The organism is Rhodanobacter lindaniclasticus (genome assembly GCF_004799035.1).
GTDB lineage: Bacteria > Pseudomonadota > Gammaproteobacteria > Xanthomonadales > Rhodanobacteraceae > Rhodanobacter > Rhodanobacter lindaniclasticus.
Genome location: NZ_MWIO01000020.1, coordinates 93,677 through 113,983 on the forward strand (window position 1 = coordinate 93,677; position 20,307 = coordinate 113,983).

20 protein-coding genes are annotated in these 20,307 nt (G+C 69.2%); 6 read left to right on the forward strand and 14 right to left on the reverse strand.

Going from position 1 to position 20,307, the window contains the following annotated elements:
• The 6 genes from B1991_RS07390 to dinG form a co-directional block, all read right to left on the reverse strand.
• Entirely contained in the window at window positions 1–402 is a 402-nt protein-coding gene (locus tag B1991_RS07390; RefSeq protein ID WP_136258080.1) for a YchJ family protein, read from the reverse strand.
• Between the two features lie 39 nt (window positions 403–441).
• Window positions 442–1,038 carry a DUF938 domain-containing protein gene (locus tag B1991_RS07395; protein WP_136258081.1) on the reverse strand — a complete coding sequence of 199 codons (597 nt, stop codon included), beginning with the start codon at window positions 1,036–1,038 and terminating at the stop codon, window positions 442–444.
• A 16-nt stretch (window positions 1,039–1,054) separates the two neighbouring features.
• Window positions 1,055–1,252 (reverse strand): hypothetical protein, encoded by a 198-nt coding sequence (locus B1991_RS07400; protein WP_136258082.1) that lies wholly within the window; start codon window positions 1,250–1,252, stop codon window positions 1,055–1,057.
• A gap of 90 nt (window positions 1,253–1,342) precedes the next feature.
• A complete protein-coding gene (locus tag B1991_RS07405) occupies window positions 1,343–1,921 on the reverse strand; it encodes an NnrU family protein (RefSeq protein ID WP_136258083.1) in 579 nt (192 codons plus the stop codon).
• A gap of 73 nt (window positions 1,922–1,994) precedes the next feature.
• Window positions 1,995–2,549, reverse strand: a complete 555-nt coding sequence (locus B1991_RS07410; protein ID WP_136258084.1) for a HutD/Ves family protein — start codon at window positions 2,547–2,549, stop codon at window positions 1,995–1,997.
• Window positions 2,546–4,648: an ATP-dependent DNA helicase DinG gene (dinG, locus tag B1991_RS07415; protein WP_136258085.1), complete on the reverse strand. Its 2,103-nt coding sequence runs from the start codon at window positions 4,646–4,648 to the stop codon at window positions 2,546–2,548. Before dinG ends, B1991_RS07410 begins: the two co-directional genes overlap by 4 nt.
• A gap of 220 nt (window positions 4,649–4,868) precedes the next feature.
• Between dinG and B1991_RS07420 the strand changes: the two genes are divergently transcribed.
• Complete coding sequence (locus tag B1991_RS07420; protein ID WP_246031090.1) at window positions 4,869–7,769, forward strand: bifunctional diguanylate cyclase/phosphodiesterase; 2,901 nt, start codon at window positions 4,869–4,871, stop codon at window positions 7,767–7,769.
• Between the two features lie 10 nt (window positions 7,770–7,779).
• Here B1991_RS07420 and B1991_RS07425 read toward each other — a convergent pair whose 3' ends face one another.
• From B1991_RS07425 to B1991_RS07445, 5 genes are all read right to left on the reverse strand, one after another.
• Window positions 7,780–8,442 (reverse strand): DsbA family oxidoreductase, encoded by a 663-nt coding sequence (locus B1991_RS07425; RefSeq protein ID WP_136258087.1) that lies wholly within the window; start codon window positions 8,440–8,442, stop codon window positions 7,780–7,782.
• A gap of 72 nt (window positions 8,443–8,514) precedes the next feature.
• Complete coding sequence (locus B1991_RS07430; RefSeq protein ID WP_136258088.1) at window positions 8,515–10,173, reverse strand: NAD(P)/FAD-dependent oxidoreductase; 1,659 nt, start codon at window positions 10,171–10,173, stop codon at window positions 8,515–8,517.
• A gap of 124 nt (window positions 10,174–10,297) precedes the next feature.
• Window positions 10,298–10,522 (reverse strand): hypothetical protein, encoded by a 225-nt coding sequence (locus B1991_RS07435; RefSeq protein WP_136258089.1) that lies wholly within the window; start codon window positions 10,520–10,522, stop codon window positions 10,298–10,300.
• Between the two features lie 223 nt (window positions 10,523–10,745).
• A complete protein-coding gene (locus B1991_RS07440; protein WP_136258090.1) occupies window positions 10,746–11,252 on the reverse strand; it encodes a DUF1993 domain-containing protein in 507 nt (168 codons plus the stop codon).
• Entirely contained in the window at window positions 11,249–12,604 is a 1,356-nt protein-coding gene (locus tag B1991_RS07445) for a TCR/Tet family MFS transporter (RefSeq protein ID WP_136258091.1), read from the reverse strand. The genes B1991_RS07440 and B1991_RS07445 overlap by 4 nt, the downstream gene beginning before the upstream one ends.
• Before the next feature lie 125 nt (window positions 12,605–12,729).
• On the opposite strand from B1991_RS07445, the gene B1991_RS07450 reads away from it, so the two are divergent.
• Window positions 12,730–14,451: a dipeptidyl-peptidase 3 family protein gene (locus B1991_RS07450; protein ID WP_136258092.1), complete on the forward strand. Its 1,722-nt coding sequence runs from the start codon at window positions 12,730–12,732 to the stop codon at window positions 14,449–14,451.
• Between the two features lie 90 nt (window positions 14,452–14,541).
• Here B1991_RS07450 and B1991_RS07455 read toward each other — a convergent pair whose 3' ends face one another.
• Together B1991_RS07455 and hemH are read right to left on the reverse strand one after the other, a co-directional pair.
• A complete protein-coding gene (locus B1991_RS07455; RefSeq protein WP_136258093.1) occupies window positions 14,542–15,387 on the reverse strand; it encodes an alpha/beta fold hydrolase in 846 nt (281 codons plus the stop codon).
• Entirely contained in the window at window positions 15,384–16,439 is a 1,056-nt protein-coding gene (hemH, locus tag B1991_RS07460) for a ferrochelatase (protein WP_136258094.1), read from the reverse strand. The genes B1991_RS07455 and hemH overlap by 4 nt, the downstream gene beginning before the upstream one ends.
• A gap of 105 nt (window positions 16,440–16,544) precedes the next feature.
• Here hemH and B1991_RS07465 point away from each other — a divergent pair, with 105 nt between their 5' ends.
• The 4 genes from B1991_RS07465 to tatC are packed head-to-tail and all read left to right on the forward strand — an operon-like array spanning window position 16,545 to window position 18,770.
• The gene (locus B1991_RS07465; RefSeq protein WP_136258095.1) at window positions 16,545–17,234 is read left to right on the forward strand and encodes a lipid-binding SYLF domain-containing protein; all 690 of its coding nucleotides are present in this window, start codon (window positions 16,545–16,547) and stop codon (window positions 17,232–17,234) included.
• A 56-nt stretch (window positions 17,235–17,290) separates the two neighbouring features.
• The gene (gene tatA, locus B1991_RS07470; protein ID WP_136258096.1) at window positions 17,291–17,551 is read left to right on the forward strand and encodes a twin-arginine translocase TatA/TatE family subunit; all 261 of its coding nucleotides are present in this window, start codon (window positions 17,291–17,293) and stop codon (window positions 17,549–17,551) included.
• Between the two features lie 24 nt (window positions 17,552–17,575).
• On the forward strand, window positions 17,576–18,010 hold the full coding sequence (gene tatB / locus B1991_RS07475; RefSeq protein WP_136258097.1) for a Sec-independent protein translocase protein TatB: 435 nt from the start codon (window positions 17,576–17,578) through the stop codon (window positions 18,008–18,010).
• Window positions 17,997–18,770, forward strand: coding sequence for a twin-arginine translocase subunit TatC (gene tatC, locus B1991_RS07480; RefSeq protein WP_136258098.1), 774 nt, complete (start codon window positions 17,997–17,999; stop codon window positions 18,768–18,770). The genes tatB and tatC overlap by 14 nt, the downstream gene beginning before the upstream one ends.
• Before the next feature lie 6 nt (window positions 18,771–18,776).
• Here the strand turns inward: tatC and B1991_RS07485 are convergent.
• A partial coding sequence (locus B1991_RS07485) for a primosomal protein N' (RefSeq protein WP_136258099.1) occupies window positions 18,777–20,307 on the reverse strand: 1,531 nt, incomplete at its 5' end.

Here is a 20,307-nt window from a genome sequence, read left to right on the forward strand (position 1 = left end):
TCAGCTCTTCAATTCGCCGTCGTGGTAATACCAGCGGCCGTCTTCGCGCACGAAATGGCTGGTCTCGTGCTGACGCTGCGCGCGACCGCCGCCGAGGCGATAGCGGGCGACGAATTCCACCGTGGCGTGGTCGGCATCGATCGCCTGCTGGCGCCGCACTTCCAGCCCCAGCCAGGTCGGCGCGGGCTGCTGTGCGGCCAGTCGCAGCGAGGCGGGGCGGGTGTCCGCGTGCCAGCTGGCCAGCAGGTAATCCTCGCGCTTGAGCACGTAGGCGCTGTAGCGCGAGCGCATCAGCTGTTCGGCGGTGGCCGCTGGGGCACCGTCATGCAGCGGGCCGCAACAGGCGGTGTAGCCGGCAGGGTTGCCGCAGGGGCAGGGGGTCAGCGTGTCGATCGACTTCATGCGGCCTTTGTACCTGCTTCGGCCTCGCGTTGCAGGCATTCAGCCGCGAAGCCGCTGCCACACGCGACAGTGGTTGTGCGCGGGCATGGCCACGTCGGCGAGCAGGCTGAAGCCGGCGGCTTCGGCCAGCGCGTCCACCGCCCCGGCATCCCGGACGCCCATCTCCGCCTGGCGTGAGCGCAGCCATGCGTCGAAAGCGGCGTTGCTGTCGCTGGTGTAGCGTCCGTGCCGGTTGAAGGGGCCGTAAATTGCCAGCACAGCGTCGGCGCTGGTGACCGCGGGCAGCCGGGCGAACAGCCGCTGTACTTCCGGCCAGCTCATGATGTGCAGCGTGTTGGCGCTGAACACCGCGTCGAACGGCCCGCTGGGCCAGTCGCCGTTGACGTCCAGCTCCAGTGGCGGCGGCGTGTTCGGCAGTGCCGCCTCGTCCAGCCATGCGCGGATACCGGGCAGTTGCTCCGCGCGGTCGGAGGATTGCCAGGTCAGGGCCGGCAACGCCGCCGCGAAGTGCACCGCGTGCTGACCGGTGCCGCTGCCGATTTCCAGCACCCGTCGCCGGTCGGCGAAATGGCGGCTCAATACGCCGAGGATCGCGTTCCGGTTGCGCTCGCACGCGGGCGAGTGGGGTTTGTCCACGCCGGAAAATCGTCGGTCAGGCCGGGCGCCCGCGCAGCACGCGTGCCGGCAGCATCAGCAACGCGCCGAGGAAGGCGAACACCGCGCCCACGGTGATGCCGATCAGCCGCAGCGGCAGCAACAGCAGCCACACGATCGGGTACAGTACCAAGGCGAGCAGGGCGATCGGCCAGCAGAACACCAGCAGCAACAGCCAGAGCAGGAAACCGACCATGCGTTGATCCTCCGCAGGAGTGGGGACGCCTGCCACTGTAACGCAGCGCGCGGCGTGCGCGCAGATGACTCCCGGCACCCCCGCCGCGGTTCAGGCCATCGGGCTCACGCCGATCAGCCACAGGTGCAGCCACAGGACGAAGGCCAGCCAGAGCGCGCCGCCGATCACCACGACGAGCACGTCGCCCTGCACGGTGCCGGCGGCGTAGACGGTGCCCTCGCGGCGATCGCGCCGGCGCGAGGCGGCGAACAGCACGACCGCCCACAGCAGGAACGCGCCGAACAGCACCACGTCATGCAGCATGCCGGTGGCCAGCAGGTGGCCGAATGCCCACACCTTCACCGCCAGCACCTGCGGGTGATGCAGCTTCGCCTTGAAATGGTTGCGCGGCACCCGCGCCGCGATGAACAACATGAAGGCCACCAAAGTGAACAGTGCGTTGAGGTGGCGCAGCCACAGCGGCGGCACATACAACAGCACCGGCTGCTGGCGCGCCAGCCCGAAACCCCAGCAAAGCAGCACGAAGCCGGCGATCGCCACCACGGCGTACAGCGCCTTCCAGCGCTTCAGGCCCAGCCGCACGACCTGCCGCGAGCGCCAGTCGTCGGCGACGATGCGCAGCGAGTGGATACCGAGGAACAGCACGAGACCGAGAATCAACACGAGCATGGCGGAGTGACTCCGATGGCGGCGACGAAGGTCGAGGATAGGCCAGCGCGGCGTCGCGGCCCAGTGACATCCGTCAGGCGACGGGTTCGACGTGCACGACCAGCGCCACCGCGTTTGGGTGCAGGGTCATCGATGCCGCGCCCGACGAAGGTCGCCAGGCATCGCCCGCTTGCAGCGTGCCGTCGACGCAGTCGATCGCGCCGCGGGCGCAATACACCAGCACGGTGGTGGCGGCTGTCGCGTGCGTTCCGGCGTCTTGCCACACCGCGATGCCGCCGCGCACGCGACCGCGGCGCAGCATCAGGTTGAAGTCGCGGGTGGGGCCGTCGGCCAGCGCCACCTCCACCTTCGCCTCGCCGGGAAACGCGAACGGTACGAACGGCGTGGTCAGCGCGTGCGCGCGGCCGTCGTCCAGCGTCATGCTGAAACCGGCACCGTCGAGCAACACGATCTGCCGGTCGATGCCGGGAAACGCGGAGAACGGCGCGGCGCTGTCGACCTCGGCGATGCTCACGCGCCACAGGAAATCGTCCATGCCGGCAGTGGACGGCTGGACGGCCATTTCGCGGGTGCGACCCAGGCCGTTCTTCCACGGCTGCAGCGGGCAGTCGGACAGGCGAACGATCATGCGGTTCTCTCGATGACGCGCTCGAACGGCGGCAACGCGCGCAGCATGCCGCTGCCGTAGCGCTTGGTGACCACGCGGCGATCCAGCAGCACGATGCGGCCGTGGTCGGTCTCGCTGCGGATCAGGCGGCCGCAGTACTGGGTGAGCAGGCGGGTGGCCTCGGGCACGCTGACTTCGATGAACGGGTTGCGGCCGCGCGATTCCAGCCACTCGGCATAGGTGGCGCCGACCGGGTCGGTAGGCACCGCGAACGGCAGCTGGGTGATCACCACCGTCTCGCAGAACTTGCCAGGCAGGTCGAGGCCTTCGCCGAACGAGGCCAGCCCGAACAGGGTGCTGCCCTTGCCGGCCTCGATGTCGGCGCAGTGCTCGGCGACCAGTTGCGACTTGCCCAGCGAGCCTTGCGCGCGCACCTTGCGCACCTGCGCGATCGGCAGCTTCTGCAGCACGCGGTCGAGCTTCGCGCGCGAGGTGAACAGCACCAGGTTGCCGGCGTCCCAGTCGAGGTGGTCGGCCAGCCAGGCGCTGATTTCCTCGGCGTGCGCCTCGCGTGCGTCGGGCAGGGTGTGCATCGCCGGCACCTCCAGGCGCGCCTGCGCGGCGAGGTCGAACGGCGAAGGCAGGCTCAGCGTCACCGCATCGTCGGGCAGGCCCACGGCATCGGCGAAGCCGCGGAAATTGCCGCCCGCACTGAGCGTGGCCGAGGTCATCACCACGCCGCTGGCATTGTTCCACAGCACGTTGCGCAACAGGCCGGCGGCGGAGACGGCCGAGGCATGGCAAACCAGTTGCTGGTCGGCGCCCAGGGTGACCCAGCGCGCCAGCGGCGGGGCGTTGTCCGGATCGTCGCTGGACCACGCGCGCCAGCAGGCGGCCTGGCGGCCGATGCGTTCCAGCGCGATGCCGAGTTCGCGCGACAAGGCCTCCTGGGTCGGCCCGCCATCGGTCATCTCCACCACCGCGCGGCGCACCGCGGTGAGCCAGCGCTGCACCTCGCCGGTGAGCAGGTCGAGCACGCGCGCATGCTCCACCCACGGCTCCGGCAGCTGGCCCAGCGAGCCGCGGTACATCGGTTCGGTCTCGGCCGGATCGGGCAGCCACGCCAGGCGGATTTCCTTCTCCAGTTCCTCCAGCGTGTTGCTCAGCTCCTGCAGTTTCTCGTCGCCCTGGTCGAGCGCGAGCTTGCCCAGGCGTTCCTTGTCGGTCAGCGAATAGGCCGCATGCACCTGTCGGCCGAGCCGGCTCAATTGGCGCACGGCAGCGGTCATGAAGACCTCGGCGGCGCCGCGGTCGATCGCCTTGCCGGGCACGTGATGGCCTTCGTCGAAGATGTACAGCGTCTCGTCCGGGCGCGGCAGGATCACGCCGCCCCAGCTGTCGTCCTCGCCCGGCATGGTCAGGTCGGCCAGCACCAGGTCCTGGTTGGCCACGATGATGTCGGCGTCGTCCACCGCGCGGCGCGCGGCGAAGAACGGGCAGTTCATGAACTGCCCGCACTTGCGCCCGGTGCAGCCGCCGGCGCTGGTGGTGATCATCGGGCGCAGCAGGTCGCTGACCGGCTCCGGTGCGCTGTCCATGTCGCCGTTCCATTCGCCGCGGTCGAACCCGTCGCGCAGCTTCGCCAGCGACTGCTTGTCGCGCGGTTGCGGCGGCTTGCTCCACAGCAGCAGGTCGGCCTCGAAACCAGCCAGGCCCAGCTGCGCGTCGTGGATGCTGTTGGCTGCCATCAGCAGATTGCGCGGACACAGGTAGCGGCCACGGCCCTTGGCCAGCGCCACCTTTGCTTCGATGTCGTTGAGTTTCAGGTACAGCGGAATGTCGCGCTGCACGAGCTGTTCCTGCAGCGCCACGGTGGCGGTGGCGATCAGCAGCTTCTTCTTCTGGAAGCGCGCCACTTCATGGCCGGCCACCAGGTAGGCCATGGACTTGCCGGTGCCGGTCGGCGCCTCGATCACCGCCACGCCGCCCTCGTTGGACAGCGCCTTGGCGACCTCGGCGATCATGCGCCCCTGCGAGGCGCGCGCGCGGAAGCCCGGCAGGCCCTCCTTGACGCGGGCGTAGGCGGAACGAATGGCGTCCTTGGTGGAGTCGGCGAGCATGCGGGGTGAGGGGTCCGTGACACGGTGCGGGGCCGGGGCGCCGCGTGTGTGCGCTGCCTGCTGGCCGGCTGCCCAGTCTATCGGACATGTCAACGCGGCCGCGGCTTGCCGATGCCACGCGGAATGTCGCACAGTGGCAGGCGTGTATGCTGGGCCGGGCCGCGGCTCGACCTGATCCGGCGACATCCCGGCGACAGCTGAAGGGGGCACGATGGAGTCGATGTCCATCGACGACTCGCTGCAATTGAATTGGCTGACCCATCTGGTCGGCGCCCGCTCGCCAGCCGAAGTGGCCGCGGCGATCGCCGCGCTGGCGCGGGACCGGCCCGGATGCGAAGCTGCCAGCGTGGTTTGGCGGCTGCACGATCGGGCCGGCGTCTGCAGCATGCCGCCGATGCCGGTGGACGATGCCGATTGGCCGTGGATCGAGCAGGCTGCCGGTGCCGCCGGGGCGCAGTGGCATGCGGACGGGCAGCGCGTGGCGCTGCGCCTGTGCGAGCAGCCGCAGCCCGCCGTGCTGATGTTGCGCCTGCAGCCCGCCTGGGCGAATTCCCGCTTTCTCGACGAGTTGGCGGCACCGCTGCGACTGGCCCGCCTGCATCTGCAACGTGCGCTGGAATGGCTCGACCTGCAGCACTCGCACGAGCAACTGGAGCGCTCGGAGAACCTGCAGCGCGCCTTGTTCGCGATCTCCGACCTGGCCGGTTCCGAACGCGACATGCCCACCGTGCTGCGCGGCATCCACGCCATCGTCAGCGGGCTGATGTACGCGGAGAACTTCTTCATCGTGCTGCACGACGCCGTGCGCGACACGGTCCGCTTCCTGTATTACGTCGACGTGGAGGACCCCGTGGCGCCCGGCGGCGGGCGCGACATGCCGACCAGCGCGATCGAGCACACGCTGACCTGGTACGTGTTGCGCGACGGCAAGGCGCGCATGGGCGATGCCGAGGAGTTGCGCATGCAGGCGCAAGGCCCGGTGACGGTGATCGGCACCGACAGCCGAGACTGGCTGGGCGTGCCGATGATGCGTGACGGCCGCCCCGGCGGTGCGCTGGTGGTGCAGAGCTACCAGCCCGAGATCGGCTACACCCCGGGCGACCTGGCCCTGCTGGAGTTCGTCGCCAGCCACATCCTGATCGCGCTGGAACGCAAGCAGGGCAAGGAGGATCTCGAACAGCGGGTGCAGCTGCGCACCGCGCAGCTCGCCGAAGCCAATCGCGGACTGCAGCAGGAGATCGTCGAGCGTCAGCGCGCCGAGCATCTGCAGACGGCGTTGTTCCGCATCGCCGAACTGGCCACCGCGCGCATCGACCACGGCGAGTTCTACCGCCGCGTGCACGGCGTGGTGGGCGAGTTGCTCAACGCGGAGAACTTCTACATCGCGCTGCTCTCCGACGACCGCCAGCAATTGCTGTTTCCGTATGCGGTGGACGCCAAGCGACGCCCCCCGCCCAGCCGCCCGCTGGGTCGCGGGCTGAGCGAGTACGTGCTGCGCCTGGGCACCGCGTTGCGCGCCGACAACGCCGACATCGAGGCGCTGGAGCGCAGCGGCGAGATCGTGCCCGGGCGTTCCGGTTCGCCGTCGTCGTGCTGGCTCGGCGTGCCCCTGATCGTCGGCGACGAGGTCATCGGGCTGGTGACGGTGCAGAGCTACGACGCCGACGTGTCCTACGGCCCGTCCGACCAGGAGTTGCTGAGCTTCGTGGCCACCCAGGTCGCCAACAGCCTCACCCGCCGCCGTGCCGCCGAGGCGTTGCATCGCGCCTACGAGCAGCTGGAACACCGGGTGGAGGAGCGCACGCTGGCGCTGCGCAAGGAGATCATCGAGCGCGAACGCGTGCAGGACCAGCTCAAGCACCAGGTGATGCACGATCCGCTGACCGGCCTGCCCAACCGCAGCTATCTGCGCGACCGCATAGACCGCGTGCTGTCGACGCCGGCGTCCGGCACGCGCCCGCGCTGCGCGCTGCTGTACATGGACGTGGACCGCTTCAAGATCATCAACGACAGCCTCGGCCACCTGGCCGGCGACGAGGTGCTGAGGGAGGTCGCCACGCGGCTGTCCGACTGCGTGCGCCACCCGGACCTGGTGGCGCGGCTGTCGGGCGACGAGTTCGCCATCCTGCTGGAATCGGTGGAGCAGCCGGCCGACGCCAACGTCGTGGCGCAACGGGTGATGGATGCGCTGGCCGAACCGATGCCCGCCGGCGGCAAGGAGTTGCAGGTGGCCGTCAGCGTCGGCATCGCCATCGGCGACGGCCGTTACCTGACCGCCGACGAGGTGCTGCGCGATGCCGACATCGCGCTGTATCGCGCCAAGGAACTCGGCCGCAAGCGCTACCAGTTGTTCGACGAGACGCTGGCACGCAGCGTGGTCGACGTGCTGACGCTGGAAGGCGAGCTGCGCCAGGCACTGAAGCACGGCCAGTTCGAGCCGCATTTCCAGGTCATTTGCCGCCTGGAGGATGGCGCGGTGGTCGGCTACGAGGCACTGATCCGCTGGAACCATCCGCAACGCGGCCTGCTGCTGCCGGGCGATTTCCTCAAGATCGCCGAGGACAGCGGCCTGATCGAGGCGATCGACTGGCACATGTTCGAGATCAGCTGCCAGCGGCTGCGCCGGCAGGAGCGCACCGACACCTTCATGACGCTCAATGTGTCGGCGCTGCACCTGCGTCACGACAATTTCGACGCACGCCTGATCGAGTTGCTCGAACGCACCGGCCTGCCGCCCACGCGGGTGGTGGTGGAAGTCACCGAGGGTGCCCTGCTCGACGATCCGGAGCGCGTGCGCGCCACGCTGGAGCGCCTGCGCGCCGCCGGCGTCGGCGCGGCACTGGACGATTTCGGTACCGGCTATTCGTCGCTGAGCTACCTGCACTCGCTGCCGCTGCGCATCCTGAAAATCGACCGCGCGTTCGTGAACGAGCTGGACAAGGGCGCCAACACCAGCAGTACCACCGTGGTCGCGGCGGTGCTCGCGCTGGCCCGCGCGCTGGACATCGACGTGGTCGCCGAAGGCATCGAGACGGAGATCCAGTACGCCGCGCTGCACGCGATGGGCTGCGCCATGGGGCAGGGCTACTGGATCGGTCGGCCTGCGCCGTTGGAGCCCTGAATCGCGCGCCCTATCGCGCGGCGACGATCTGCCGCAACGCCTGCTCGAACGCCTCCGGCGGCTGCCCGCCGGAGATCAGGTGCTGGCCGTTGACGATGGTGGCCGGCACCGAGTGGATGCCGCGCGACATGAAGAACTGCTCCTGCGCGCGCACCTCGTCGGCGAACTCGCTGCCTTCGAGCAGCTGCCGTGCCCGCGCACCATCCAGCCCCGCTTCGACGGCCAGGCGCACCAGCGTGTCGTGTGAGCTCACGTCCTCGCCGTCGGTGAAATACGCGCGCAGCAGGATCTGCTTCAGCGCGAGCTGCCGCCCTTCCAGCTCGGCCCAGTGCAGCAGCCGGTGCGCATCGAAGGTGTTGTAGACGCGGCTGCGCCGATCCATGTTGAAGGTGAATCCGAATGCCGCGCCGCGCGCACGGATCGCCTCGCGATTGGCGTCGATCTGTTCGGCCGAACTGCCGTACTTGCGCATCAGGTGTTCGGTGGAATCCTCGCCCTCAGCCGCCATCTGCGGGTTCAGCTCGAACGGCTGGAAGTGGATTTCCGCGGAGACCTCGCCATCGAGCTGCGTCAGCGCCTGCCGCAGCGAGGCCAGCCCGATCGCGCACCATGGGCAGGACACATCGGAGACGAAGTCGATGCGCAGCGGAACGGGAGTCGCTGGCGTGGACATGGGACACCTCGCAAATCTTGGGGAGCAGCAGCGCTGCGGATCCGACCCAGATGCGGCCGGGGCACGCCACAATCAATCGTCTGCGCGAACCCGGCCCATCGCCATGTCCAGTGCCAGCGCCTCGGCTACCTTGATGCCATCCACCGCCGCGGACAGGATGCCGCCGGCGTAGCCGGCCCCTTCGCCGGCGGGATACAAGCCGCGGACATTGAGGCTCTGCAGGCTCTCGTCGCGCGTGATGCGTACCGGCGACGAGGTGCGGGTTTCGACGCCGGTGAGGATGGCATCGGCCATCGCGTAGCCGCGGATCTGCCGTTCGAAGGCGGGCAGCGCCTCGCGGATCGCGGCGATGGCGTAGTCGGGCAGGGCGCTGTCGAGGCTGCCCAGGGTGACGCCGGGTTTGTACGAGGGCTGCACCTCGCCCCATTCGCGTGAGGCGCGACCGGCGAGGAAGTCGCCGACCAGCTGCGCGGGCGCGTTGTAGTTCTCGCCGCCCAGCGTGTAGGCGTGGCTTTCCAGCGCCCGCTGCAGCGCGATGCCGGCGAGCGGGCCTTCGCCGTACGGCGTGAAGTCGGAAGGCTCGATGCCGACCACCACCGCCGCGTTCGCGTTGCGCTCGTTGCGCGAGTACTGGCTCATGCCGTTGGTGACCACGCGGCCGGGTTCGCTGGTGGCGGCGACCACGGTGCCGCCGGGACACATGCAGAAGCTGTACACCGAGCGGCCGCGCCCGCCCTGATTTCCCTTGCCGTGATGCACCAGCTTGTAGTCGGCCGCACCGAGGATGGGATGGCCGGCCTGCGGCCCGAAGCGGGCGCGGTCGATCACCGACTGCGGGTGCTCGATGCGGAAGCCGATCGAAAACGGCTTGGCCTCCACGTACACGCCGCGCGCATGCAGCATCTCGAACGTATCGCGGGCGCTGTGGCCGAGTGCGAGCACCACATGATCGGAGCGCAACTGTTCGCCGCTGGCCAGGGTGACGCCACGGATCTGCTGCTGGCCATCCGCACCCGGTTCCAGCAGCAGGTCGTCCACGCGCTGGCTGAAACGGATCTCGCCGCCCAGCGACTCGATCGTCGCGCGCATGTTCTCCACCATCGAGACCAGCCGGAAGGTGCCGATGTGCGGCTTGCTGACGTAGAGGATTTCCTCCGGCGCGCCGGCCTTGACGAATTCGGTGAGCACCTTGCGGCCGTGGTGCTGCGGGTCGCGGATCTGGCTGTGCAGCTTGCCGTCGGAAAAAGTGCCGGCGCCGCCTTCGCCGAACTGCACGTTGGATTCCGGGTGCAGCTCGCGCTTGCGCCACAGGTCCCAGGTGTCTTTGGTGCGCTCGCGCACTTCCTTGCCGCGATCGAGGATGATCGGGCGGAAACCCATCTGCGCCAGGATCAGGCCGGCGAACAGGCCGCAGGGGCCGAAGCCGATCACCAGCGGGCGGTGTTCGACCCGCGGCGGCGCCTTGGCCACGAAGTGGTAGCTGGTGTCCGGCGTCGGCTGCACGTGGGGATCGCCGGCAAAGCGTTGCAGCAATTCGGCTTCGCGCGGGGTGTCGATGTCCAGCGCGTAGATCAGCATGATCGCGCCGCGCTTGCGTGCGTCGTAGCCGCGGCGGGCGATGGTGTAAGCGATCAGCTCGCCGGGTTCGAGCTCAAGCCGCCTGGTGATGGCGGCAGCAAGCGCGGCCTCGCCGTGGTCGAGCGGCAGCTTGAGGTCGGTGAGTCGCAGCATGCGTGGGTTCCGGTGCGCCGATGGCGCGCGCGATTCCCGGCGCCTTCGATGGGCCGGCCATTGTCGGCGCCTTGCGCGCGGCCGACAAGGCAGCCGGCGAGCGGAAACTGACGCTGCGGGTCACTCAGGCCGCCAGCAGGGTCAGGAATTGCTCACCGGTTGCCCGCGGGTGCAGCAGGATGAAGCGCGTTTGCGCCGGGCCGGCGTGCTTGCGTGCCGCGGCGACGCAAACCTCGCCGTCGGCGGCGATGATGGCCGGAGGCGTGGCACGCTGGTCATCCCAGGGCGCGCGGCACAGTTGGCCGTGTTGCGGGCCGCCGGCGATGATGCATTCAAAAATCCTGTTCATGGAAAGTCACTCGAAGGGGAAGAGCTGTGGGGACGAGTGACGGCAAGCAGGGGGCGCGCCAGCAGCGGGCAGGCAAAGGTGGTCTGCGTCACAGTTTGGGACATGCGCCGCCAGCCGCGGCTGATCGCTGTGGTTTCAACGGGTGGAGCGGCTGGGGCAGCTGCTTCCGGTGGCGAGTCCGGCCCTCACCCGGACTCGCTACCGCGGGACGGAGTTGGCCCGCTCAGGCTTCGCCGATGAAATCCTTCTTGCCGATGTCGGTGCCCGCTTCGCGCAGGATGTTGTAGGCGGTGGTGCAGTGGAAGAACAGGTTGGGGATGGTGAAGCCGAACAGGTACGCCTGACCCTCAAGCGTGACGTCGCCGTTGCGGGTCTTCATCACGATGGTACGGGTCTCGCTGCCGTCGATCTGTTCGGCGGTGAAGCTCTTGACGTAATCGATCGCGCGCGCGATGCGGTCATAGGCCTGGGGCAGGGTGGTCTCGTTGTCCTCGAAGGACTGCGGTTCGACGCCGGCGAGGCGAGCCGTGCCACGCGTGGCCATGTCGCAGGCGATCTGGATCTGCTTGATCAGCGGCAGCATGTCCGGGATCAGCCGGACCTGCAGCAGCACTTCGCCGCTGACGTTCTTCGAGATCGCGTGTTGCTCGCCCTTCTGCAGCACATGGGTGAGGTTGCCCAGCGCGCGGACAAAGACGGGGACGGAGGCCTGGTACATGGAAAGTGTCATGGGTTTTCTTCCTGCGGGTGAACCGCCTGCGGCGGATGGGTGGGTGTTGCGGGATGGATGGCGGACCGTGCCGGCGCGTCGCCGGGTAGCGGTTCGGCCGTGGCGTTGGCGGCGGGTTGCGGCAGGCGTCGGGTGGCCCGTGCGGCGATCACCAGGCCCGCCAGCATCAGGGCCGCCGACAGCACGAAGGCGGCGCCGGGCAGGTGCAACGGCGACCCCGGCGCGATCGACAGCGCGAACACCTGGGCGAACAGATACGGCCCGAAGATGCCGGCGAAACTGCCCAGGCTGCTGATCGCGCCCTGCAGCCGACCCTGCTCGGAAGGATCGACCTGCTGGGTCATGATCGACTGGATCGGCGGCATCGCCAGGCCCCACAGTGCCAGCAGCGGCACGCCGAGCAGGAACGCCCAGCCCACGTCGGCCACGCCCATCACCAGGAACGCGCCCACGCCGAAAAGCATGCCCGCCAGCAGCACGCGGCGTTCGCCGAAGCGCGGCGCGAGCCTGCCGGTGAGCACCGCCTGCACGAAGCCGTCGCAGGCGCCGACCAGCATCAGCACGTAGCCGACCGCCTGTGGACCCCAGCCGTAGCGATAATCCGCGTACAGCACGAACACCGTCTGCAGCACGTAGTGGGCGAGGTAGACCAGGAACAGCACGATGGCCAGGTGGAAGACCTGCCGCTGGCGGCGCAGCAGCTTCAGCGAACCGAATGGATGCGCGCTGTGCAGCTCGATGCGTGCGGTGCGGCGCTCGGCCGGCAGCGACTCGGGCAGGATGAAGCAGCCGTACAGGAAGTTGCACAGCGCCAGGCCGGCGGCCACCCAGAACGGCAGCCGCAGCGCGATGCCGCCGAGGAAGCCACCCACGCCCGGGCCGATGATGAAGCCCAGCCCGAACGCGCTGCCGAGGATGCCGAACGCGGCGGCGCGCTTCTCCTTCGGCACGATGTCCGCGATGTACGCGTTGGCGGTGCTGAAGCTGGCCGCGGTCATGCCGAGCAGCACGCGCGCGGCGAACAGCAGCCACAACGTGGGCGCCAGTGCCAGCACCACGAAATCCACCGCCAGGCCCAGGTTGGAGATCAGGATCACCGGCCGCCGGCCGTAGCGGTCCGACAGCGCGCCCTGCACCGGCGAGAACACGAACTGCACGATGGCGAACACCGTGCTGAAGATGCCCACCCACCACGCCGCCTTCGCGATGCCGCCGCCGGCCAGCTGCTCGATCAGGTGCGGCAGCACCGGGATGATGATGCCGAACGCCAGCATGTCCAGCAGCACGGTGACGTAGATGAAGGCCAGCGCGGCGCGATGGCGCGGAGCGACAGGCATCGACGGCTGGTCCATGGGCGTGGCAAAGCGGGGGGAAGGTGACGATAACCCACGCCTGCGGCGGCCGCATGTGCAACCGGTCAGGTATCCCCGTGCCGCCGGAGCGATACCATGCAACATTCTCTCGCCAGGACACGATCATGCTGCGACGCCTGCTTCCCGCCTGCCTGCTGCTCGCGCTGTCCGCCTGCTCCTCCCATCCCGACGCCGCGCAGCCGGTGTCGAAGGAAGAGCTGGCGCCCGCGCCGACGACCTCCGTGGCCGCGCCCGCCGCCGTCGAGACGACGGCACAGGTGCAGCAGCATCTGTCCGACTACGCCACGGTGAAACTCACGGCGGACCTGTCGGCGTTCGATGCGAAACAGAAGCAGATGATCGCCCTGCTGGTGGAGGCGGCCGACAGCATGAACGCGCTGTACTGGAAGCAGGGCTGGGGCGACAAGGGCGCGCTGATGGTGCAGATCAGCGACCCGTCGGTGCGCGAATTCGCCGAGATCAACTACGGCCCGTGGGATCGCCTGGACAACGACAAGCCCTTCGTCGACGGCATCGGCCCGCGCCCGGCCGGCGCGCAGTTCTACCCGGCCGACATGACGAGGGAGCAGTTCGAGCAGTCCCCACTCAAGGACAAGACCGGGCTGTACACCTTGCTGCGCCGCGACGCGCAGGGCCAGTTGATCACCGTGCCCTACCACGAGGCGTACAAGGCCGAACTGGAGAACACCGCCGGCCTGCTGCGCCAGGCGGCGAAGCTGGCACAGGACGCCGGGTTCAAGAAGTACCTCACGATGCGCGCCGACGCGCTGCTGAGCGACGACTACCAGCCCAGCGACTTCGCCTGGATGGACATGAAGAACAATCCGGTCGACATCGTGATCGGCCCGATCGAGACCTACGAGGACCAGCTGTTCGGCTACAAGGCCAGCTACGAATCCTACGTGCTGATCAAGGACCAGGCCTGGAGCGCGAAACTGGCGCGCTTCGCCAAATACCTGCCCGAACTGCAGCGCGGCCTGCCGGTGGCCGACAAGTACAAGGCCGAGAAGCCCGGCTCCTATGCCGACCTCAATGCCTACTTCGCGGTCTACTACGGCGGCGACGCCAATGTGGGCGCCAAGACCATCGCGATCAACCTGCCCAACGACGAGCAGGTGCAGCTGAAGAAGGGCACGCGCCGCCTGCAGCTGGAAAACGTGATGCAGGCGAAGTTCGACAAGATCATGCTGCCGATCGGCCATGAGCTGATCGCCGACGACCAGCAGAAGAACCTCACCTTCGACGCGTTCTTCCAGAACACTATGTTCCACGAAGTGGCGCACGGCCTCGGCATCAAGAACGTTCTGGACAAGAGCGGGCTCGACAGCAAGGTCACCGTGCGCAAGGCGCTGAAGGACCAGGCCTCCAGCTTCGAGGAAGGCAAGGCCGACATCCTCGGCCTGTACATGGTCAGCAAGCTGGCCGACAAGGGCGAGCTGGACAAGTCGAAGCTGATGGACAACTACGTCACCTTCCTCGCCGGCATCCTGCGCTCGGTGCGCTTCGGCGCGTCCGACGCGCACGCCAAGGCGAACATGGTGCGCTTCAACTTCTTCAAGCAGCAGGGCGCGTTCAGCCGCGATGAAAAAACCGGCCGCTACCGCGTCGACTTCGACAAGATGACCGCGGCGATGAACGCGCTGTCGGAGAAGCTGCTGACCATCCAGGGCGACGGCGACTACGCCGCGGCCAAGCAGCTCACCGAGCAGATGGGCACGGTGGGCCCGGTGCTGGCCGGCGATCTCAAGCGCCTCGACCAGGCGCACATCCCGGTCGACATCCGCTTCGAGCAGGGGCTGGACGTGCTGGGCCTCAAGCAGCCCTGATGCCGCGCGCAAGCGTAGGGCGGGCACTGCCCGCCGCTCCTGTCGGAACTTCGCGGCGACCGATAGAAGAGCCGGCGGGCAGTGCCCGCGCTACGCGGCCGCGTCGATCCAGTCGGCGACCGCCTGAGGGTGTTCGAGGTGGAGGTGGTGGCCGCCGTCCATGTGGGTGACGGCGATGTCCGCCACGCAGGCGGCGCGGGCCTGCATCATCGCGTCGGGCAGGTACGGCGTCGCCGGCTGCGCCAGCAGCAGCGCGGTGGGCGCGGTGATGCCGCGCAGCAGCGCGTGCACCTGCGCTTCCGCCAGGCGCACGGCGCTGGGACGGGTCAGCCGCGGGTCGCTGCGCCAGCGCCAGCCGCCGTCGGTTTCGAGCAGGCCGCGTTCGACGATGGGTCGCGCCTGTTCGGTGGGCAGGCCACTGGCGAGGCTGCGTGCGCTGATCGCTTGGGCGACGTCGCGGAACACGCGCAGCGGCTTGCCATTGCTCTCGCGTGGCGCCAGCGCGTCGCGGAAGCGCTGCAGCGTGTGCGCGCCGTCATCGCCGAGCGGGCCGAGGCCTTCGATCAGCAGCAACCGTTCGATCCGCTCGGGCCGCGCCGCGGCGACCAGGCTGGCGATGCCGGCGCCGAGCGAGTGGCCGAGCAACACGTAGCGGTCCAACGGCAATGCGTCGACGGCGGCCAGCACCGCCTGCACATGGTCGACGTAGTGGTAGCCGGCGCCGGCGGCGAGATGGCCGGAATGGCCGTGGCCGGGCAAGTCCAGCGCGATCACCTGCCAGCGTGCGGCCAGCCGCGGTGCCAGGCGCGCGAAGCTGCCGCCGTTGTCGAGCCAGCCGTGCAGGGCCAGCAGCGGCGGCAACGCGGCATCGCCCCAGACTTGCGCCGCCAGCGTCAACGCGGGCAGCGCGATGCGCCGCTCGACCGGTTCGGTCATGCGCCGCCTTCCGGCCAGCCGCCGAGGTGCCGACGTATCAGTGCGGCGAGGCTGGCTACCTGTTCGGCGCCGTCGTTCAGTGCGGGGATGTAGCGCAGCGTCTCGCCGCCGGCGGCGGTGAAGAAGTCGCGGTTCTGCATGGCGATCTCCTCCAGCGTCTCCAGGCAATCCACCGCGAAGCCGGGGCAAGCCACGTCGAGCTTGCGCACGCCGTCGGCGGCGAGCCGGCGCACGGTGGCGTCGGTGTACGGCTGCAGCCAGCGTTCGCGCCCCACCCGCGACTGGAAGCTGATGACCATGTCCGCTTCGCCCAGCTGCAACCGTTCGCGCAGCCGTTGCGCTGTGCGCCGGCATTGTTCCGCGTACGGATCGCCCAGCCGCACGTAGCGCTCGGGAATGCCGTGGAACGACAGCAGCAGTTTCTCGCCGCGGCCGTTGGCCATCCACCAGTGTTCGATACCCTGCGCCAGCGCCTCGATATGGGCCGGATCGTCGTGGTAGTCGTTGACCAGGCGCAGCTCCGGCGGCCAGCGCAGTGTCTTGAGCGCGTCGGCGACGGCGTCGATGACGGAACCGGTGGAGGTCGCCGAGTATTGCGGGTACAGCGGCAGCACCAGCAGCCGGCGCACGCCCTCGCGCTGGAGCTGTTCGATGGTGTGCGCCACCGACGGCTCGCCATAGCGCATCGCCAGTGCCACCCGCAGCGTGCCGGGCTGCCGGCGATCGAGCTCGGCCTGCAGCGCCGCGGCCAGCGCCTCGCTCAGGTAGCGCAACGGCGAGCCGCGCTCGTCCCAGATCCGCGCATAGGCGTGCGCGGAACGTTTCGGGCGCACGCGCAGGATCACTCCGTACAGGATCGGCCACCACTGCCAGCGGGGGTAATCGATCACCCGGCGGTCGCCGAGGAATTCGGCCAGGTAGGGGCGTACGGCGGCGGCGGTCGGCGAGGTCGGCGTGCCCAGATTGACCAGCAGCACGCCAGCCTGAACGGCGGCCGGCGCGCCCTCGTGGGAATGGCCGGCAACGCCGGTATAGTGATCAGGCAAGGGCATCGTGACAGTCGTGGAGCGGCGCGGTCGTGCTGGCCAAACCGCAGTCTGCCACAAGCACGCCGGAAGCCGGCGCCCGACGAATCATCTCAAGCCTATGGAGCTCCCATGTCCAAGACCATGCTGCCCCGCGTGTTGCTGATCGGCGTTGCCCTGCTGCTGCCGTTCGCGGCGGCGCACGCCGAGGACCCGCCACTGGTGCGCGCGACCAATGCGGTGACGGTGCTCAACGAGATCATGCAGGCGCCCGACAAGGCGATCCCGCGCGATCTGCTGCGCGACGCCAGGGCGATCGCGGTGATCCCGGGCATGCTCAAGGTCGGCTTCGTGTTCGGCGGCCGCCGTGGCGAGGGCCTGGTTTCGGTGAAGAGTCCCGACGGCACCTGGTCCAACCCCAGCTTCATCACCATGACCGGCGGCAGCGTGGGCTTCCAGGCCGGCGTGTCGTCCACCGACGTGGTGCTGGTGTTCCGCACCCAGAAGGGCGTCGATTCGATCGTGGGCGGCAAGTTCACCCTGGGCGCCGATGCCGCCGCCGCCGCCGGCCCGGTCGGACGCACCGCCCACGCCTCGACCGATGCGCAACTGAAGGCGGAGATCTACTCCTACTCGCGCAGCCGCGGCCTGTTCGCCGGTGTCGCACTGGATGGCGCGGCGCTGCGCATCGACTATGATGCGAATGCCGCCGTGTATGGCGCCGGCATCACGCCGCGTCGCATCTTCGAAGGCGGCGTCAGCAACGTCCCCGCGCCGGTCGTGAAATTCCGCGACCAGCTCGAGGAGTACACTTCGCAATAACTGACGGCGCGATTGGCGCCAGCTTTGCTCGGCTGGAATCGGCCTCGAGGTTGATCATGGGTTTGGATAGCGTCTGGCATTGGCTCATTTTCCTGGTGATCGTGCTGCTGTTGTTCGGCACCAAGAAGATCCGCAACCTCGGGCCCGACCTGGGCGAGGCCATCCGCGGCTTCAAGAAAGGCCTCAGCGGCGACGACGAGGCGAAGAAGGGCGAGGAGGACGCCCGCCGCAAGGAGGCCGAGCAGTTGCGCGCCGATCCCAAGCCGGCCGATCCTGCCTCGACGCAGAGTCAGCGCGACTCCAGCGAATCCCGCTAGGCCGGCGGTGGCTGGTGCGCGACGATGATCGAGTTCAGCCTCGGCAAACTGGTTCTGCTCGCGCTGATCGCCCTGGTCGTACTCGGCCCGGAGAAGTTGCCCGGTGCGGCGCGCACCGCCGGCGCGTTGATGCGTCGCGTGCGTCGCGGCTGGGACGACGTGCGCGCCGAGGTGGAGCGCGAATTGCAGGTCGAGGAAATCCGCCGCGCCGCGCGCGAAGCGGCGGCGCAGGCCGAGGCTGCGCAGCAACAGGTCAAGGACGGCGTGGGCCAGATGCGCGAGCCGCTGGCGCAGATCGTCGGTGAAGTCACCGCGGCCGGCGAATCGCTGAACGAACCGGCCACTGCTGCCGCGGCGGAACCCGCCGAACCTGGCCCGCAGGCCGAGCTGCCACTGGGCGAGCCGACTCCCGACCGACCCGAGGCACCGACCCGCCAGGTGGCTCATGACGACCGCTGACATCCCCGAATCCGGGCCGGAGGACGACCTGCAGCAGGGGCTGTTCTCCCACCTGCTCGAACTGCGCACGCGCCTGCTCAAGTCGCTGGCCGCGCTGGTGCTGGTGCTGCTGGCGCTGGTGCCGTTCGCCAACCGGCTCTATTCGCAACTGGCCGCGCCGCTGGTGGCGCGCCTGCCCGAAGGCGCGCACCTGATCGCCACCGGCGTCACCAGCCCGTTCATCACCCCGCTGAAGCTGGCCTTCTACCTGGCGCTGTTCATCAGCATGCCGGTGATCCTGTACCAGCTGTGGGCCTTCGTCAGCCCGGGCCTGTACAAGCACGAGAAACGTCTGGCGCGGCCGCTGCTGGTGGCGGCGATGGCGCTGTTCTACCTGGGCTGCGCGTTTGCCTATTTCCTGGTGCTGCCGGCGGCGTTCCGCTTCCTGGTGGCGGTCACGCCCAGCGGCGTGGAGATGATGACCGACATCAGCCAGTACCTGGATTTCGTGATGCTGATGTTCTTCGCCTTCGGCCTGTGTTTCGAGGTGCCGGTGGCGGTGGTGGTGCTGGCGGCGGTCGGCGTGGTCGATCTGGACAAGCTGCGCAGCGGCCGCCGCTACGCGATCGTGGGCGCGTTCGGCGTGGCCGCGGTGATCACGCCGCCGGACATCACCTCGATGCTGATGCTGGGCGTGCCGATGTGCCTGCTGTACGAGGTGGGCGTGCTGGCGGTGCGCTGGCTGATCCCGCCGCGCTCGCCGGAACCGGACGCGAGCTGACCGTCGTCAGTACAGGTCGACCGGATCGACGTCCAGCGACCAGCGCACCTTGCGCGCGAGCGGCAGTGCGCCCAGCGCCTGTTGCCATGGCCGCAACACGTTGCGCAGGGCCGTGCGGCTGGTCGATTCGATCAGCAACTGGCCGCGCTGGCGACCGGCGCGCAGCGCCATCGGCGCCGGCATCGGGCCGGCGATCTGCAGCGCCGCGTCGGCCGGCAGCGCGGCATGGGCGGCGGCAAGGAAGGCATCGACCGCCTCGCGTGCGGTCGCCTCGGCGCGCAGCAGCACCTGGTGGCTGAAGGGCGGCAGCCCGGTCAGCCGGCGCTCGGCCAGCAGCTCGCGCGCCGTGGCCGCGTAGCCGTGGGCGAGCAGGTTGCGCAGCAGCGGATGGTCGGGCTGGTGGGTCTGCAGCAGCACGTGCCCGGGCTTGCGCGCCCGCCCGGCGCGGCCGGCGACCTGCACCACCAGTTGCGCCAGCCGTTCCTCGGCGCGGAAGTCCACGCTGTGCAGGCCTTCGTCCACGCCGACGATGGCGACCAGGGTGAGGTTGGGCAGGTCGTGGCCCTTGGCCAGCATCTGGGTGCCGACCAGGATCGCCGGTCGCTCGTCCGCCAGGCTGGCCAGGATCTCGTCGAAGGCATCCTTGCGACGGGTGGTCTCGCGGTCCACGCGCAGCACCGGCACGTCGGGGAAACGTGCCAGCAGCGCTTCTTCCAGCCGTTCGGTGCCGTGGCCCTGGGCGGTCAGTTCCGCGGCGCCACAGGCAGGGCACGCCGTGGGTACGTGCTGGCGGCGGTCGCAGTGATGGCAGATCAGCTGGCGCCGCCCCGCGTGCAAGGTCAGCGGGCGCTGGCAGCTCGGGCATTCCGCATGCCAGCCGCAGGCATGGCACAGCAGCACCGGCGCATAGCCGCGGCGGTTGCGGAACACCAGCGCCTGCTCGCCGCGGCCGATGGTCTCGGCCACCGCGCTCAGCAGTGCCGGCGACAGGCCGTGCTGCAGGCGCTGGGCGCGGATGTCGATGATCTGCACTTGGGGCGCGCGCACCGCGCCCGGGCGCGCGCGCAAGTGCAGCTGGCGATAACGGCTGGCCTCGGCATTGGCCAGCGATTCCAGCGACGGCGTGCCCGAACCCAACAGTACCGGCACGCCCAGCGCGCGGGCGCGCACCACGGCCAGGTCGCGGGCGTGGTAGCGGAAGCCGTCCTGCTGCTTGTAGGAGCCGTCGTGCTCCTCGTCGACGATGATCAGGCCGGCCTGCGGCAGCGGCGTGAAGATCGCCGAGCGCGTGCCCAGGATCACCCGTGCGGTGCCGGCGCGTGCACGCAGCCAGGCGCGCGCGCGATCGCCTTCGGCGAGATTGGAATGCAGCACTTCCACCGCCACCCCCAGCCGTTCGCGCAGGCGGCGCACGGTCTGCGGCGCCAGGCCGATCTCCGGCACCAGCAGCAGCGCCTGTTTGCCTTGCGCCAGCACCTGCTCGATCAGGGCCAGGTAGACCTCGGTCTTGCCGCTGCCGGTGACGCCATCGAGCAGG

Coding starts and splice junctions, on each gene's coding strand:
- B1991_RS07390 (WP_136258080.1), bottom strand. CDS start 402: ATGAAGTCGATCGACACGCTGACCCCCTGCCCCTGCGGCAACCCTGCC.
- B1991_RS07400 (WP_136258082.1), bottom strand. CDS start 1,252: ATGGTCGGTTTCCTGCTCTGGCTGTTGCTGCTGGTGTTCTGCTGGCCG.
- B1991_RS07405 (WP_136258083.1), bottom strand. CDS start 1,921: ATGCTCGTGTTGATTCTCGGTCTCGTGCTGTTCCTCGGTATCCACTCG.
- B1991_RS07410 (WP_136258084.1), bottom strand. CDS start 2,549: ATGATCGTTCGCCTGTCCGACTGCCCGCTGCAGCCGTGGAAGAACGGC.
- dinG (WP_136258085.1), bottom strand. CDS start 4,648: ATGCTCGCCGACTCCACCAAGGACGCCATTCGTTCCGCCTACGCCCGC.
- B1991_RS07420 (WP_246031090.1), top strand. CDS start 4,869: ATGTCCATCGACGACTCGCTGCAATTGAATTGGCTGACCCATCTGGTC.
- B1991_RS07425 (WP_136258087.1), bottom strand. CDS start 8,442: ATGTCCACGCCAGCGACTCCCGTTCCGCTGCGCATCGACTTCGTCTCC.
- B1991_RS07430 (WP_136258088.1), bottom strand. CDS start 10,173: ATGCTGCGACTCACCGACCTCAAGCTGCCGCTCGACCACGGCGAGGCC.
- B1991_RS07435 (WP_136258089.1), bottom strand. CDS start 10,522: ATGAACAGGATTTTTGAATGCATCATCGCCGGCGGCCCGCAACACGGC.
- B1991_RS07440 (WP_136258090.1), bottom strand. CDS start 11,252: ATGACACTTTCCATGTACCAGGCCTCCGTCCCCGTCTTTGTCCGCGCG.
- B1991_RS07445 (WP_136258091.1), bottom strand. CDS start 12,604: ATGGACCAGCCGTCGATGCCTGTCGCTCCGCGCCATCGCGCCGCGCTG.
- B1991_RS07450 (WP_136258092.1), top strand. CDS start 12,730: ATGCTGCGACGCCTGCTTCCCGCCTGCCTGCTGCTCGCGCTGTCCGCC.
- B1991_RS07455 (WP_136258093.1), bottom strand. CDS start 15,387: ATGACCGAACCGGTCGAGCGGCGCATCGCGCTGCCCGCGTTGACGCTG.
- hemH (WP_136258094.1), bottom strand. CDS start 16,439: ATGCCCTTGCCTGATCACTATACCGGCGTTGCCGGCCATTCCCACGAG.
- B1991_RS07465 (WP_136258095.1), top strand. CDS start 16,545: ATGTCCAAGACCATGCTGCCCCGCGTGTTGCTGATCGGCGTTGCCCTG.
- tatA (WP_136258096.1), top strand. CDS start 17,291: ATGGGTTTGGATAGCGTCTGGCATTGGCTCATTTTCCTGGTGATCGTG.
- tatB (WP_136258097.1), top strand. CDS start 17,576: ATGATCGAGTTCAGCCTCGGCAAACTGGTTCTGCTCGCGCTGATCGCC.
- tatC (WP_136258098.1), top strand. CDS start 17,997: ATGACGACCGCTGACATCCCCGAATCCGGGCCGGAGGACGACCTGCAG.